Genomic DNA, 14870 nt, shown 5'->3' on the forward strand with positions numbered 1-14870 from the left:
CCAACGTGAGTGACATGCATGCCGGCCAGTCCCAGAACCTCAACTGGCTGCTGGCTGGACTCGTCCAGAGGGTTCCCCATACCCGTAGCGCAGTGCTGTTGTCCTCCGACGGACTGGCGAAGGCCTTCGACGGGCTTGAGACAGCAACCGAAGCAGAACACCTGGCCGCCCTGGCATCGGGTCTCCATTCGCTGGCCCGCAGCGCGGGTATGCAGTTCGCCCAGGGTGCCGATGTCCGGCAGGTCGTGGTGGAGCTGAACACCGCCCTGCTGTTCGTATGCGCGGCGGGCTCCGGCGCCTGCCTGGCAGTCCTGGCCGATCGGGAGGCCGATGCGGCCGTGCTCGGCTATGAGATGGCCATGCTGGTCAAGAGCGTTCGGCCGTACCTTGCCACGCCGGCCCGGCAGCAGGCGGCCGGCGTGGCGAATGAAGCGAGGCACTGAGAATGTCGGACGCGGGGGAGGGGGCATGGCTCGATGACGAGGCCGGGCGGTTGGTGCGGCCGTACGCCGTCAGCAACGGGCGCACCCGTCCCGGCGCGCACTTCGACCTCCTCACCCTCGTGATGGCCACCGGCACCCGGCCGAAGACTTGTCTCGGCCCTGACTACGATCAGGTCCTCGACCTGTGCGGCACCCCCATCTCGGTTGCCGAGGTGGCTGCTCACCTGCGGTTACCGGCCGTCATCACCAAAGTACTGCTGTCCGACCTCGTGACGGACAAGGCGCTCACCACGCGTGCGCCAAGCGCCCTCGGGGCGGCTTCCCCCATCGACCGAACCCTCCTGGAGGCGGTGCTGCATGGTCTTTGCAAGCGGCTCTGACCCCTTCCCGACCGCCCTGAAGATCCTCATCGCCGGGGGCTTCGGGGTCGGCAAGACCACTTTCGTTGGAGCGGTCAGCGAAATCGAGCCGATGAGTACCGAGGAGTTGTTGACCCAGGTCAGCGCTCGCACGGACAGCCTGGTCGGCGTCGAGAGCAAGTCGACCACGACCGTGGCGATGGACTTCGGCCGTATCACCCTGGACCAGGACCACGTCCTGTACCTCTTCGGCACGCCCGGGCAGGAGCGATTCTGGTTCATGTGGGACGAGCTGTCCCAGGGCGCACTGGGAGCTGTCGTCCTTGCCGACACCCGCCGGCTCGACCACTGTTTCGCCGCCGTCGACTTCTTCGAACGTCGCGGCATCCGCTTCCTCGTGGCTGTCAACGAGTTCGACGGCGCCTACCGCTACGAGCCGGAGGAGGTCCGCGCGGCCCTCGACCTCAAGCCCGATGTCCCGATCGTGATGTGCGACGCGCGGCAGTGCACCTCCAGCACCCGCGTGCTGGTCGCACTCGTACAGCATCTGCTCGCTTCGACTCCCGGCGCCTCGCCCGCGGAGCTCAACCTGCTGCACTGATGCACGCTCAGTGCAGCTGAATGGAGTCTGCATGTCAGCCCCGGTGCCCTACTCCCAGTACACCCCGTACGACCCGACCAGCCACCTGCTGCTGACCCCCGACGACCGGGATGCGCCGGCCCGGGTGGCCAGGCTGCGCGAGCTCGGTATCGCGGACGTCCCCGTCCCGGAGTTCGACGAGTTCGCCGCCAACCTGGCACGCATCACGAACGCTCCGTATGCGATGGTCAACTTCATCGACGAGAACCGCCAGTACTTCGCCGGCCTCTACGCGGCCGGACAGTCCACGGTGGAAATGCAGCCCGTGCCGCAGCAGGAGCCGGTCGGCCGGGAGATGACCCGGGACCAGGGATACTGCCCGCACGTTGTCGTACGCAAGAAGGCGCTGGTGCTGGAGGACGTCTGCGACTATCCGCGGTTCGCCGGAAACCGGGTCGTGGACGAGATCGGCATCCGCTCCTACATGGGCGCTCCGCTGATCGACTCCAAGACCGGGATTGCTCTGGGGACGATCTGCGTGGTCGACACGGACACCCACCCGTGGGGACGAGCAGGTCTGGCGACCATCAAGTCGATGGCACAGGAACTGGCCGACCGGATTCAGGCAGGCGAGGGCCGACGTCGGCATTGAGACGGGCGCAGGCCCTGCCTTCAGCTGCGGTTTGGTTGGGTCCTCGAAGCCTGAAGGGATGCGTGACTCGCGGGCACAGCACCGTGTCCGCGACTCCCTGTGCTCAGCCCACGCGTCCGGTTGTTTCCAGCTGCTCTCGCCGAGGCTCCGCCGCTACGGTCTGCACGAGGTCGGCCAGACGCTCGGACCACTGGCCCTTGGCGGTGCCGAGCGCAACCTCGCCCAGCCGCAACAGCTGGATGTCGGAGGTGCCGGCGGGGGCGTAGATGTGGTGGGCGTCGCGCAGATAGCGCTCGACCGGACGGTCGGTGAACAAGCCGCTGGCGGCGTGGATGTCCATGCTGTCGCGGGCCGAGTCGATGGCGGACTCCACATTGAGCAACTTGGCGTTCATCAGCTCGGCGTCACACGGCAGCCCCTGGTCGAGCAGATGTACGGAGTGATAGGCGAGCAACCGCGCTGTCATCAGACGTGACTTCATCCTGCCCAGCTTGAGCTTGATGTTGGTGAGTTTGGCGAGTGGCGCGCCGTACCGTTCGCGCTCGATGCACAGGGCGGTCGTCTCCTCGACGACGGCCTGGTGGATACCGAGGGAGACCGCGGTCAGGTTGGGCCTGCCGTAGAGCACGCTGGACGAATATGCGACGGGCAGTCCCTGGCCCTCCGCACCGAGCAGATTCGCTGTCGGCACCCGGCAGTTGTCGAAGATCAGCTCACCGAAGCTGAAGCCGTGCAGCCCCATGGCAGGTTGCTGTTCGGCAAGCGAGAAGCCGGGGCGGTCCGCCTCGACGAGGAAGGCCGACAGCCCTCGCGATCCCTCACCGGTACGCACGACCACTCCGTGCAGATCGCCGACATGGCTGTTGCCGACGAAGACCTTCCGGCCGTTGATGACGTACTCGTCGCCATCGCGGACGGCGGTGGTGCCCATCCCCAGGACATGGCCACCCGACTCCGGCTCGGTGACCGCGATGGTTGGCAGGCAGTCGCCTGCCGCGATACGCGGTAGCCAGGTCCTCTTCTGCTGCTCGTTTCCGAAGTGAACGATCTTGGCGACGCCGAGCTGGGAGGCCTGCACCATGGCGCCCATGGCCCCACTGACGCGAGCCAACTCCTCGATGATGATCGTCTTGGCCAGGTGCCCAGCGCCCATGCCGCCGTACGCCCTGTCGATGGTCACGCCGATCCAGCCCTGCCGGGCGATGAGCCGGGACAGCTCCGGGGCCACCGTCTGAGCAGCCTCCATCTCCGCTATCCGCGGACGTACTTCTCGATCGGCGAACTCACGTACCCGCTGGCGTAGTTCCTCATGCCATCCGCTGGTGAAGTAGCGCTCCACAGGGCCTCCTCCGCACTTCCTCCGCATCCATCCGGATCCGAAGATCATCCGTCGGGCAGTGGTCCTAGCCCCCGTCTGGCCGCCCGTAGCATTGTCTACTTGCCGATCTATCCCAGCCAAGATCGACTCATGGCTTTGACTCAAACAGGACGTCTTGCGGCTCAGCCCAACGCTGCGATACGGAACGGCACTTACCATATCCAGGAGGTGATGAAACGAGTAACTGCTCACACGTGAACAACCTCCGCCACGTGGGCCTGCCACCAGGCAGTCGCCCAACGGAACAGGGAGCCGTTTACGTCGACGTCCGGCCGCATACACCTGGCCGACAAGAAGCCCATCTTCCAGCCTCAGCGACGACCCAACGGCGTAAATCAGCCATGACCGCGAGAGCGGATCGTGCGGGAAGCAATATCAGTACTGCGGTCACCGCTGTCACGGGACGGCATCACACTCAGAGGCCTGTCGTGGAGTCCACCCGAGACGGCCAGTGAAGGGGGCTTCGTCCGCGCCGGCCTGGGCCATCAGCGCGGTGAACACTCGCTCCCAAGTGGCGTCGATGGCCCAGATCCGCGTTCCCAGGACATCGCCGACGCCTCCTGCGCGACACGAAGCGTGCGCGCCCCAAGCGACGCGACCTGCTGACGAGCGCGATTCGGTTCAGTAGTTTGGTGATCTTGTAAGGTTGGGCCGCTACCCGTGACACGCAGGTCCTGGAACGCGCTGAACACAGTGACCCTTGAGCGGGTCACGCCGCCTGCAGTCTGGGGGAGGTGCGCGGACGGCACCAAGACAGGGGCGGGCCCGGTCAACCCCCTGGCGGGTCGGCCCCCCTGTTCACCTCGCAGCGTTTCGAGCGGAGTTCACGTGCAGCGTTATGTCATTCCCATGGGCTGGTCGATTGTGGCGTTCTCCTCGGCGTGAGCGGCGGGCAACGCCTTGGTCCGTCCGTGCCCCGCCCACTGAAAGTCCCCACAACGTGACCGTCTCCTTACCTGAGGCCGAGCCAGCCGGCCGGCACGCTGCCGTTCCCACAGGCAGCCTGTTTCGGCGCGTCTACACACCCCGCGCGTGCGACGCCCTCGCCTACTCCATGGCGACCTATGCCATGCCGCTCGTGGTACTTGCCACCACCGGCTCCGCGTCCCTGACGGGCCTGGCCTTCGCACTGGAGTGGATACCCCGGGTGGCCGCGTTCGGTATTGCCGGCGCCCTGGTGGACCGCAGCGGCGCGGCGATCGTCTGCTTCATCGCCTCGCTCGCCCGCGCCCTGCTGGTGGCGGGCGCCGCTGCCGTGCTGGACGTCCTGCCGCCGGGTACGGCCGAGACCGTCACCGTCATGGCACTGGCCGCGGTGACCGGGGCGCTGACACAGTTCAGCTTCATCGCCAACGAGGCGGTCGGCGCCGTCGTGAGCCGGCAAACCCAAGGGCAGACCCACAAGGTGCAGTCGGTGCTGATCGGCATCGACCAGACGGCCACCCTCATAGGCCCAGCTCTGGGCGGTGCCCTCTTGCTCACCGGCCCGACTCGCATGCTGGCGTGCCTGAGCGTGCTGTCCTTCGTATCCGCCGGACTCGCCCTGCAGACCCCGCCCACGCCCCTGCGCGCCGCGCGCCGTGGTGGGCCGGAGCGGGGCGGTGGCCTGCGGGAAGGGTGGCAGACGCTGCGCGCGCTGCCGTCCCTGCGCCGGCTGGTGGTCGGACTGGCCTGCTCCAATCTCATGCTCGGGCTGCTGCAATCGGCTAGCCCCATCCTCGTGGAGGGGCGCTTCGGCCACTCCGCGGCCGCCGCCGGCGCGCTCTGGTCCATCGCCGCGGCCGCCACCTTGGTCGCGGTCGCCTGCTGCCGGGTCGGCCTTGGCCGGCTCGGTCTGTGGGGGGTTGGCGTCATCAGCGCAACCGTCGCGGCGGCCGCCTGCCTCGCCGTGCCCCAGGCCCCCTCCTACACCGGCTACGTGGCCCTCGTGGCCCTCTTCATGGCCGCCGACGGAGGGCTCACCGTCGTCTTGCGCACCCTCCGCTCGCAGGTCATTCCGCCTGCGGCCTTCGGTACGACCCTCTCCCTGACCATCCTGCTCCTGCTGCTGCCCTTTCCTCTCGCGGGCATCCTGCTCGCCCTGACACCGCTGTCCTATCTGACCGACGTCATCGGGGCGTGCGCCCTGGTGCAGGCGCTCACTCTGCTCGTCACCTTCCTGCGCCTGCGTAACGACCCGGCCCTCCGAGCCAGGACATCGCCAGCCCGCCACGAGGCCTGACCCGGCCATTCGGCAATCCCAGGGTGCGCGATTTCGGCAAACTGCCGACAGGGGCACACGACTACCTGCTACCGATCATTACCAAGACCGGCCCGAGTGCTTCAGCCGGACCCCACACCAGCCCCGCGACCAGCGATCGTCATGATGCCCCGGCCTCGGGCCGAAAGCCGGGGCATCATGGCGGTTGGCACCCAATGACACCGAGGAGGTGCAGTGCAGTGACGGAAGGCTTGAAGTGGATTGGGCAGCACACATTCGATAAGCCGGCGGCTGACGGGATGCTCGGCGGGATCTCCATGACCGCGATGCGCGGGGTCCCTGTCCGGGATCTGCTGCTCAGGCTGGGCGCGGATGAGGAGGAGATATCGAGCGGTATGCCGTACCGGGACTTCCACCCGACCCGGGACGCACCCTGCATGTACGGCACGTCCGGTGAGTGGGCATACGTCCTGGAAGACCGAGGGTCGTGCACCTGGTGCGAATGGTTCTTCGATGACGAGGACAAGATGACCCCCGCGGGCGGGGAGGAGCTGATCTGCCTGAACGCGAACGTAGCGGTCAACCCGAGCTATCTCGTCTACGCGCCCGGCGACGGGAACGTATACCTGAACAACTTCGGCGACGATCTGACGGACCGCCCGCATGCGGTAGAAGGCAGCAAGCTGGCGGCCCTGGGCGAGGGCCTGAAAGCCGCAGGGGCGACCTGCCCAGAGGGGTACACCGTCCCACAATGGCATGACCTTCTCGACGCGCAGGAGGGTGGTCTGTGCGGCGTGGTGTGGCAGGCCGTCGGAGACATCCTGGGTATCCGCATCCCCCGGGCAGACGTGGAACAGGGCCGCTTGCCCGCAGCCAGGCTGACCGGCCCCTATACGTAATACTGCGGGGCGGCGCGGATGGGTTCAGTGCCGCCCCGCAGTCGTGGGAGTGCGGGTTACTTGAGGGTCATCGTGCAGCGCCAGGCGTCACTGTTCGCGCTGGTGCAACTGCCGGTGATGCTGGTCTCCAGCCAGTAGGCATCCTTGTCCATCAGCCGCATGTTGTTCACGAAGCCGGCGGAGAACGCGCCCATAGATCCCCGGTTCTGGCTGCCGGACATAGCGGACCGGCCGCAGACTTCCTTGAAGGTTGTCAGGGCGCCGGGCAGGTTGCGCAGGTGGATCGCTCCGTCGACCTTGGTCGCGTAGGACTGGATGCACTCCGATCCGGACGACACCGGGTTCAGGCCGCCTAGGTTGGCGGGCATGCCGCCGCTGTTGTACGAGGCGTTGAAGGTGAACTCGTCGCAGTCCGGAGTGTCGGTGCTGCTGTTCATCGCGTCCGGGTCGTAGTTGTTCTTCGCCCAGCCGTCCTCGTCGCAGATGACGGCGCGGTTCTTGCCGTCGCGGCCGCCAGGCAGGTAGTACAGCGCCGTGCCCGCGCTCTGCACGCCGGGGGTCTTGGGCGTGGCCTGCTGGATCAGCCAGGCGTGCGCCGCCGCCTGCGGGTTCTTGCCCGCGTTGAACGTGTACGTCGGCGCGTAGTTGGGGATCACACAGCCCGCCTTGGTGGACTGCGACTTGGTGTCGCAGCGCACCTCGTCGAAGTCGCTGACACCGCCCAGGCTCCACTGGTATCCGATGGTCTGGATGGTCTCCTCACCGATCGGGTCGACGATGCCGTTGATCTGCACGTCCGGCTTGAACGTGTACTGCTTGTCGGCGGTGGAGTCGTCCCACAGATAGCCGGAGGTGACGTAGGCGATGTGGGTGTCCCCGGCGGTCCAGTCGGGTGCGCCCTTCCAGGCGGAGGGATCGGCTTCGACCGGGTCACATCCGGCTTCGCACAGGTGCTGGTAGATGCCGAGCTGAATCCTGTAGAAGTCGGCGGGGATGCTGATCGGCTTGACGGTCAGCGTCTCGCTGAAGCTGTTGACCCCGTCCAGGCTGATCAGCCGCTGGAACAGGAACCAGGCGGTGGCCTGGACCTGGCCGTCCTTGCGGTAGTGGGCGGGCACCTTGCGGTTCTCGCAGACTAGGGTTCGGGTGGCGCGGACCAGCGTCAGATCGTCGTCGCACCAGTCGGCCACCCCGGCAGCGCCACCGGACTCCGTCGGGGCCAGGGTCGACGGCATCTTGGGGCCCTTGTCCGCAGGCACCGGCTTACCGAAGCAGACCTGCGCCCCGTCCTTGCCGACCGGGCCGCACTGCTCCTTGCCGTCGTCGCTGCCGGGCTGCGCCAACCGCGTCGACGAGGTCTTCACGACCAGCGGCTTCTTCGGGAAACTGCTTGGGTCTTGGATGGTCTGGTTGGGGTTGGGGCTGGTGTCGTCCCGAGCGGGGAGCGTCAGGTCGATCCCGGCCCGCACCGTGAACGTAGCCCACGGCGACCAGGTCGTCTCGTACAGGGACCCGTCGTAGGCGTTGGTGTGGAACATGTAGGTCGTATTGTTCTTCAGGCGACCGGCATCGACCTTGACCTGGGCCTTCTGCCCCGAGTTCACGTAGGGGGAGACGAGCACCCCGTACGCGTTGGCATCGGTCAGCTTGACCCTGGTGCCGGGAGTGCCGTCGGCGTTGGCCGTCCACACCTCGAACGTCAGGTTGACCTTGTCGCCGTCCGCGTCCGTCACCGTGTTACGCAGCGTCGGCGTGATTGTGTTGACCTGCCACTTGCCGCTCACACTCTTGAACGGCAGACCCGCCTCGGGGGTACGGCCGGACACAGGCCGCGACCCTGACGCGACCAGACTCTTTCCCTCCGGGCCATGGACCTGCGGTGGCGCAGCCAGCGGATCAGGTGCCTTCGGTGAGCCAGCTGCGGAAGCTGTTCCCGCCCCGGCCAGAACAGTAAGAACGGCACCGGCTGCCATGCAGCGCAGCGCCGTCCCTATGCGTGTGCGTCTCAACGATCCCCCTTCAAGGGTACGTATGTTCGACGCAACCCCATCACGCCCAACTCGCGTAAGGCAGGGGCAAATTCGCCACTCCGTGCACGCTGCACTCATGTGTCGCTGACGAAAAATCTCCCGGCACCGATCACCAGCACGACGAGCCCGAGTGCCCCACGCCAGCCCCGTGACCAGCGACTTCAGGGTGGAATCAACTCAGTGAGTGCAGGAAGGCCGGCCAGCCGGCGCTGGGATGCCGAAAATCCAATAAACCCTTACACCGTTCACCGTCAGGTCATACCAAATCTGAATGCTCATCATAAATGAGGCGGGACAGCTGACTTCGGCGCGGGAGTGACCGTCCTGAGTGCTGATGGCAACCGTCACGTCTGCATCTGCTCAGCAGGTCATGTGAAGGAGTCGGTGTGTTCGCTCATTGCGTGGCCACATTGGTGAAGGCGCATTTCGATCTGCGTCCCGTCCGAGGCTAGGGCGATTGGCCGCCTCATGGTTGGCCTGCTTTGATCCTTCGCGTAGCGCCAACTCGCGGACAAGAATTCCGGTATCGGGAGCCGAGCGAGGGAACGCTGCCATTCAAAAGTGCTCATTCGAAGGGAACCGCGCGTGATGAACCCCGCCCCCCAGGTTGCGACAGTCGAGATCTCCGACGCTGACCTGGACAACGTCTCCGGTGGCCTCGCGGTCGGCGGCGGTCTCTACGTCGAGACGCCGATCGCAGACGTCGCCTCTGGCGGCCTGGCCGTCGCCACGCCCGAGGGCGTTGCGGCGGGCACGGCCGTCCACACCGCCGCACACTGACAGTAGCGTTCAGCCCGATGGGTCCCGGATCCCCTGGTCCGGGACCCATCGTGGTCTTTTCGCGCCGCGCGGGCGGCAACTACTCGTCGTCACTGACGCCGGGCCGGCGCGGGTCCGGCCCGGCGGGCCCGGGCCACCCATCTGGCCAGGGTGGTCTCGTTGATCCCCAGGTCCCTCGCGACCTCGGCTATCGACTTGCCGGTCTCCGTCACGATCCGTACAGCCCCCTCACGGAACTCCGAATCGAACTTCCGTCGCTTCTCCGCCATGACTCCCAACTTCCCCTGCAGTCACGGTCTGGCGTGCGGGGGCAGTGGCCGGCGTGCCGATAGCTGCCATGGCTACGCCGCCCGTAGTCAGACTGCCGACGAACACGGCCGCTGTTCGGGCCGTGTCCCCGGCTGCCTCTTCCGAGGCGTCGATGGGCGAAACCTGTGCTGTCGCTGTTGCGGTCGCCTCAGCGCGTGCAGCGGCTCCGCGTTACACCTGTCTCATGGCGAGTTGGCGGGCCAGGCGCCTCAGTCCTTGGTAGGCGGCTGCCCGCACGGCGCGGGGACGCTTGCCCAGGACGCGCGCGGCAGCGGGACCGTCGAGGCCGACGACCACGCGCAGCAGGACCGCGTCGGCCTGGTCGCGGGGCAGACCGCGTATCAGTGTGAGGATTTGTTCGGTCGAAAGTGACGTCAGCACCTGGTCGCACGTGCTGTGGGAACTGGGGATCTCGGCCATTTCGGGTTCGAGGGCGGTGGCGGTGGAGCGTCTGCGGCTGCGACGCAAGTGGTCCAGAGCCCGGCGGCGGGCGATGGCTGCGCTCCAGCCGCGGAAATCGGCCTCGTCACCCTGGAATCGGTCCAGGTCCCGGGCTATCTCGTGCCAGGCCTCCGATGCCACCACTTGGGCATCCTGGCCGACCAGGCCGCGCAGGTAGCCGAGCAATCTTGGCTGCACGATCCGGTACACGACCATGAAGGCTGTTTCGTCGCCGCCCTGTGCCTGTGCGACGGCAGTACCTAACCTCGTGTCGGACTCGGCGTGACCGGCTTGCTCTTCCTGGCCCAAGACCTGTCCTCGTCAATAGCGTCCGGTGAGCGACGGATGGCGGACCAGCTGCGCTGGCGACCGCTTTACCCGACGTGATCATTAGCGGCTGGTCGCACAGATCTGTCACAGCAACCGCTACCCCGAGGGTGCACAGCCCTGGCTCGATGCCGCACCATGTGACGTTTGGCCGGGTCTGTGCGGCTACGGCACCGAGTCTGTGCGAGCCGACAGCTCCCGTCAGGCGTTCAGGGCGCCGCTGAGGGTGGGGTAGCAGTCGATCACGGTGTCCAGGCCCACGAGCTGGAAGGTGCGCATGACGCAGTCTCGGGTTCCGGCCAGGCGTAGCCAGCCGCCGGCCTGGCCGAGGACTTGATGAGCGGAGAGGAGAGTGGTGATGCCGCTGGAGTCCATGAACGTGACCTCACACAGATCGACGACGGTACAGCGTGCGGCACGATGAAGGCTGCTCAGAGCTTGTAGCCGTCTGATGTGATCGGGCGGTCTCCGACTCCGTCACGCGCCGGACCGTGCATCATCGGTGACTGCGAGCGAATGGAGGCAATCACCTCCACGAGTTGTTCGCGCAGCAGACAGACGCCGTGTGCGTCTCCCGCCGCAGTCGTCCCTGGTCCTTCAGCGCTGTTCATGCTCACCTCAATCGGATGCGTCCACCGGGCCACGGATGTCTCCAGGTCTCAGGCGAGCCGGCCCGCAACGGCCAGCACCACAGCGGCGGCAACGGTCACCGTTGAGCACATGACCATCACGGTCCGACCCACCCGCCTGTGCGACGGACGACGGCGTCCAGGCCATTCGGCTCGGACGGCTGGAGCACAGAAAGCCCTGAGCGGGCGGCCGTAACGCACGGCACCGTCACCACGGGGTTCCACAGTTCGTCCAACGGACGATCAAGGCCAGCGGCAATGGGGCCGTCGCCCACCATCACTCCCTTGGCCCACACGCTCATGTCACGCGACTGTCGAGCATGGCGCCATCCTGCCGCCCGGGAGCCGGGCGGGCTGGCCGCAACCCCGGTGCTGAACGCGGGCGGCCACGCGAGCGAAGAAAGCACGGCTGGAAAAGCGCCGCTGACGTACGCTTCTCCAGCCGCTGGAAAGGGCACCATCCGTCGATGTTCGTGATGGTGAACGCCTCACAAGGGCGGGATCACTTTACTCACCCTCGGACGACTCCTCACCCTCAGCCGTCGGCGCCTCCGCCTCCTCCGTTCCCGCTTCGGCTGCGGGTTCGCCTTCGGTGGGGGCCGCTTCGGGTTCCGAGGTCTCGCCGCCTGCGGGTGCTTCCGCTTCCGTGGCTTCCGCCGCCTCGGCCTTCGGCTGCTCGCCTTCGGTCGGGGTCGCCTCGGGTTCCTGAGGTGCCTGTTCGGTGTCGTCCATGTTTTCACCTCCTTCCTGCGTCGCACAGTCAAGGAGTCTGGTGTCCGTCGCCTGGTAGCCACCGGGATCCGCACGAACACACCTTTGAGCGCTTTACGCTTTTTGTCCTATTCCTTGAGGGTGAGGATGTCAACGGGCCCCCGGCCGAGAGGTTGGCGGGCCGCGGCTACCTTTACCTGGCCGCCTTCTCCGCCGTTGCCAGGGGTTGCTGTCGGTGGTGTACGGGCTGCTGGTGCTGCAGTCCGGCATCCTGCACGCCCTGCAGGCGTGCTCGCCTGAACCTGCGCCCACGCCGGCGATGACGATGGCCTCCGAAAGGCGGCGGACACCGCAATCAGTGCGTGCGGGTCGTCGATCTACGACAACTGTGATCAGCGTTCAGTCATACAAGGCCAGTGGAGGTCCCGGAGCTCGTCGTGCCACTGCTGACGGACCACGGCGTCGAGCCCGGCCGGCTTGAGCCAGCGCCGGCCTGTCCGTACTGGCACCAGGTGATGGCCCGGACCGGCCGCCGCCAGGTGGGGCCGTGCTCGGTCTGCGGTGCGCCCTGCCTGACCTCCCGGGTCATCGACACTGGCCGCGGCCGCTGCTGGGTGGGCCTGTGCCGCGATCACACGCTCGCCGTGTGGTGGCCGTCCTCCGCCATGTCGATGACCCTGGAGGGGACCCGGCTGACCTGGGGGAGGTGCTGGCTGAGCTGGGGATGCATGTCGCCTTGCGGGCCTACACCGATCAAGAGGGCTGGTGCGATGAGACTCAGCGATGAGCCACAGCGCTACTACCTCACCCTGACCGCCGGCGGTCGGATCGTGCTGCAGGGCTGGTGGGCCAGTGAGGCGACGGCGCGTCGGAAGTTCTCCGGTTGGGTCGGCGAGTACGGCAATCTGCACGGCGCGAAGATCACACTGGTCGACGAGGAGACGGGCCAGACGCTGGCCAGCTGGCCGTAGCGGGTCAGTGGGGCCTTGCCCCCGAACGCGCCCTCGGAAAGGACGCCAGTCCTGCCTCCGACACGTACGCCCTCGGCTGCGTACTGTACGAGCTCCTCGTCGGGCACCCCCCGTTCCGCGCGGATACTCCGACGGCGCTGCTCTACCAGCATGTCCAGGAGTCGCCGTTGCCTCCGCACAGCGTGAGGGCGGAGCTTACGGCGGAGCTCGAAAAACTCGTCTTGGCGCTGCTCGCCAAGGAGCCGGAAAACCGCCCGGACGCAGAGCGGGTTGCCGACAGGCTGTCCGCCCCCGAGAGGTGGGGTGCGATCCCATCGGCGGGGCTTACATCACGCCTGCCCTGAGCGGGTCGCCGCGATGAGCCGCACAGCCGTGCTGCCGGCCCCCACGACAGGACGATCTCGCAACCGTAGCCGCCGGCCACGCAGGGTCGCGATCTCGGGGATCGCAGCGGCTGCGCTGGCGACCATAGGTTTCTTCCTGTTTCAGCCCGACCCTGCGGACGTCGCCTCCGATTCGCCCGCCCGCCGTCCGCCACCGATGCTGCAGTGCCGCCGTCAGCCACTGCCGTGGCCGTCGACGCACCCGCCGCATTGTCGAACGATCCCGAGGTGCTGCTCAGCCAGCTGTCGCAGGCCCTAAGCGACGCTGCGAACCGAGTTCGCCTCGATCCGCCGCCGCGGTCGCCCACCGCGTGGCGAGCAACTCCTGGACGGCGAAGGCCGTCTGGTCGTCGCATGCCGCAACCTCCACCACGGCCAGCCGCGGCTCCACCACATGTGCTTCGTTGAACGGCTTCACGCACAGCACTATGCGCCGGCACCCGCAGAAGCTCTCCATCCGGGGGGTCGCGTGCGCTCGCATGCCGGGCCACGCAGTTGCACACTGTGGAAGTCATGGGCGTGAGGAATCAACATGTCGCCGGTCTCCGGCAGCCGTGGCAGTCGAGCCATTTGTTGCTGCTGATACCTGTTGCGCTCATCGTGCTCATCACGGTCTCGGACATCATGACCCCGGCCGACATCGTCCTCGGCCCCCTGCTGGTGATCGCGCCCGCGCTCGCCGCGTGGTTCGCAGGCCCCTGGATGACCAGCGGCATCGGGGCCCTGGCTGTCATGGCCCAGGGGTTCGTCGGCTGGCGTGATGGCCTGCTGCTGTCTCGGAACGTGCTCGTTGAGATGGTCGCTCTGGCGGTGCTGTTGACGCTGGTGGTCTGCTTCTGTGTGGTGCGGGACCGGCACAGGCGTCAGCTGGCCCGGGTAAGGACGGTGGCCGAGGCCGCCCAGCACGTCTTGCTGTGGCCGCTTCCCACCCGGCTGGGCCCGCTGCAGCTTGCCTGCCTCTACCTGGCCGCTGAGGAGGAGGCCGAGATCGGCGGGGACCTCTATGCCGCCGCCCGGACCGACAGCGCGGCCCGCGTGCTGATCGGTGACGTGCGCGGCAAGGGCCTGCCCGCCATTCGGTGAGGCCGCCCTCCTGCTCGGCGCCTTCCGGGAGGCCGCTCACCAGCACGCCTCCCTACCCCAGCTCGCCGCGGCCCTGGAGCACAGCATCACCCGCTACCTCACCGACTTCGATGGCGAGGATGAGGTGGGGGAGCGCTTTACCACCGCTCTTCTCCTGGAGATCCCCGACGACGAGCCCGTCGTCCGGATCACCAACTGCGGCCACCCGGCACCCCTGCTCCTCGGCCCCGACAACAGGGTGACCGTGCCCGGCCTCGACCCCGCACCACCGCTCGGTATCGGCTTGACGGACCCCGACGACCACACCCTGGGCGTCCTGCCCTTCGGCCCGGACGACACCCTGCTCCTCTACACCGACGGTGTCATCGAGGCCCGCAACCGGCAGGGTGCCTTCTACCCCTTCGCGGAACGCGCCGCCCAGTGGACCGACCACGATCCAGAAGACCTGCTGCACCAGATCCGTCGTGACCTGATCGCCCACACCGGCGGGCGCCTCGGCGACGACCTCGCCCTCATAGCCATCCGCCGCACCCTCATTCCCCGCCCTGGCCACGGCCTGGGACACGTCATCCGGCCCCATCGAGATCCGCCACCCCTCCCAACCACGGAACCGGGTCGCCCTCCGGCGGGTAGCTGACCATTGCAGACCAGCCAGCTCAGGTTCGGGCAGCTGCTTCGTGCCGGATCAGGTGGCT

18 protein-coding genes are annotated in these 14870 nt (G+C 67.3%); 11 read left to right on the forward strand and 7 right to left on the reverse strand.

Features of this window, described 5'->3' with window-relative positions; all coding sequences use genetic code 11:
- The first annotated feature begins 14 nt into the window (after positions 1 to 14).
- Genes ACWEK3_RS32070 through ACWEK3_RS32085 form a run of 4 tightly spaced genes read left to right on the forward strand, consistent with a single transcriptional unit; the run spans position 15 to position 2034 of the window.
- Positions 15 to 443: a roadblock/LC7 domain-containing protein gene (locus tag ACWEK3_RS32070; protein ID WP_453251251.1), complete on the forward strand. Its 429-nt coding sequence runs from the start codon at positions 15 to 17 to the stop codon at positions 441 to 443.
- A 2-nt stretch (positions 444 to 445) separates the two neighbouring features.
- Complete coding sequence (locus ACWEK3_RS32075; RefSeq protein WP_453251206.1) at positions 446 to 823, forward strand: DUF742 domain-containing protein; 378 nt, start codon at positions 446 to 448, stop codon at positions 821 to 823.
- Positions 801 to 1403, forward strand: a complete 603-nt coding sequence (locus tag ACWEK3_RS32080; RefSeq protein ID WP_453251207.1) for a GTP-binding protein — start codon at positions 801 to 803, stop codon at positions 1401 to 1403. Before ACWEK3_RS32075 ends, ACWEK3_RS32080 begins: the two co-directional genes overlap by 23 nt.
- A gap of 31 nt (positions 1404 to 1434) precedes the next feature.
- Positions 1435 to 2034, forward strand: a complete 600-nt coding sequence (locus tag ACWEK3_RS32085) for a GAF domain-containing protein (protein WP_453251208.1) — start codon at positions 1435 to 1437, stop codon at positions 2032 to 2034.
- Positions 2035 to 2137: 103 nt separating this feature from the next.
- Here the strand turns inward: ACWEK3_RS32085 and ACWEK3_RS32090 are convergent, their stop codons facing one another.
- A complete protein-coding gene (locus ACWEK3_RS32090) occupies positions 2138 to 3373 on the reverse strand; it encodes an acyl-CoA dehydrogenase family protein (RefSeq protein WP_453251209.1) in 1236 nt (411 codons plus the stop codon).
- A gap of 979 nt (positions 3374 to 4352) precedes the next feature.
- On the opposite strand from ACWEK3_RS32090, the gene ACWEK3_RS32095 reads away from it, so the two are divergent.
- Positions 4353 to 5633, forward strand: coding sequence for an MFS transporter (locus ACWEK3_RS32095; protein WP_453251210.1), 1281 nt, complete (start codon positions 4353 to 4355; stop codon positions 5631 to 5633).
- 218 nt (positions 5634 to 5851) lie between these two features.
- Complete coding sequence (locus tag ACWEK3_RS32100; RefSeq protein WP_453251211.1) at positions 5852 to 6511, forward strand: hypothetical protein; 660 nt, start codon at positions 5852 to 5854, stop codon at positions 6509 to 6511.
- 56 nt (positions 6512 to 6567) lie between these two features.
- Here ACWEK3_RS32100 and ACWEK3_RS32105 read toward each other — a convergent pair whose 3' ends face one another.
- Positions 6568 to 8337: a hypothetical protein gene (locus ACWEK3_RS32105; protein WP_453251212.1), complete on the reverse strand. Its 1770-nt coding sequence runs from the start codon at positions 8335 to 8337 to the stop codon at positions 6568 to 6570.
- Between the two features lie 792 nt (positions 8338 to 9129).
- Here ACWEK3_RS32105 and ACWEK3_RS32110 point away from each other — a divergent pair.
- Positions 9130 to 9321: a hypothetical protein gene (locus tag ACWEK3_RS32110; RefSeq protein WP_453251213.1), complete on the forward strand. Its 192-nt coding sequence runs from the start codon at positions 9130 to 9132 to the stop codon at positions 9319 to 9321.
- A gap of 89 nt (positions 9322 to 9410) precedes the next feature.
- Here the strand turns inward: ACWEK3_RS32110 and ACWEK3_RS32115 are convergent, their stop codons facing one another.
- The 4 genes from ACWEK3_RS32115 to ACWEK3_RS32130 all read right to left on the reverse strand — a co-directional run bounded on the left by ACWEK3_RS32115 (position 9411) and on the right by ACWEK3_RS32130 (position 11759).
- Positions 9411 to 9590 carry a transposase gene (locus ACWEK3_RS32115; RefSeq protein ID WP_453251214.1) on the reverse strand — a complete coding sequence of 60 codons (180 nt, stop codon included), beginning with the start codon at positions 9588 to 9590 and terminating at the stop codon, positions 9411 to 9413.
- 211 nt (positions 9591 to 9801) lie between these two features.
- Positions 9802 to 10380: an RNA polymerase sigma factor gene (locus ACWEK3_RS32120; protein WP_453251215.1), complete on the reverse strand. Its 579-nt coding sequence runs from the start codon at positions 10378 to 10380 to the stop codon at positions 9802 to 9804.
- 219 nt (positions 10381 to 10599) lie between these two features.
- Complete coding sequence (locus ACWEK3_RS32125) at positions 10600 to 10851, reverse strand: STAS domain-containing protein (RefSeq protein WP_453251252.1); 252 nt, start codon at positions 10849 to 10851, stop codon at positions 10600 to 10602.
- Positions 10852 to 11534: 683 nt separating this feature from the next.
- Positions 11535 to 11759 (reverse strand): hypothetical protein, encoded by a 225-nt coding sequence (locus ACWEK3_RS32130; protein WP_453251216.1) that lies wholly within the window; start codon positions 11757 to 11759, stop codon positions 11535 to 11537.
- A gap of 749 nt (positions 11760 to 12508) precedes the next feature.
- Here ACWEK3_RS32130 and ACWEK3_RS32135 point away from each other — a divergent pair.
- Both ACWEK3_RS32135 and ACWEK3_RS32140 read left to right on the forward strand, forming a co-directional pair.
- Positions 12509 to 12709: a hypothetical protein gene (locus ACWEK3_RS32135; RefSeq protein WP_453251217.1), complete on the forward strand. Its 201-nt coding sequence runs from the start codon at positions 12509 to 12511 to the stop codon at positions 12707 to 12709.
- Entirely contained in the window at positions 12622 to 13053 is a 432-nt protein-coding gene (locus ACWEK3_RS32140; protein WP_453251218.1) for a protein kinase domain-containing protein, read from the forward strand. The genes ACWEK3_RS32135 and ACWEK3_RS32140 overlap by 88 nt, the downstream gene beginning before the upstream one ends.
- A 274-nt stretch (positions 13054 to 13327) precedes the next feature.
- On the opposite strand, the gene ACWEK3_RS32145 is transcribed toward ACWEK3_RS32140, so the two are convergent.
- Positions 13328 to 13510, reverse strand: coding sequence for a DUF6207 family protein (locus tag ACWEK3_RS32145; protein WP_453251219.1), 183 nt, complete (start codon positions 13508 to 13510; stop codon positions 13328 to 13330).
- A 95-nt stretch (positions 13511 to 13605) separates the two neighbouring features.
- Here ACWEK3_RS32145 and ACWEK3_RS32150 point away from each other — a divergent pair, with 95 nt between their 5' ends.
- Together ACWEK3_RS32150 and ACWEK3_RS32155 are read left to right on the forward strand one after the other, a co-directional pair.
- Positions 13606 to 14175, forward strand: a complete 570-nt coding sequence (locus tag ACWEK3_RS32150; RefSeq protein ID WP_453251220.1) for a hypothetical protein — start codon at positions 13606 to 13608, stop codon at positions 14173 to 14175.
- Entirely contained in the window at positions 14138 to 14812 is a 675-nt protein-coding gene (locus ACWEK3_RS32155; RefSeq protein WP_453251221.1) for a PP2C family protein-serine/threonine phosphatase, read from the forward strand. Before ACWEK3_RS32150 ends, ACWEK3_RS32155 begins: the two co-directional genes overlap by 38 nt.
- Positions 14813 to 14870 lie beyond the last annotated feature (58 nt).

It is taken from the genome of Streptomyces sp. NPDC004721 (assembly GCF_053601495.1).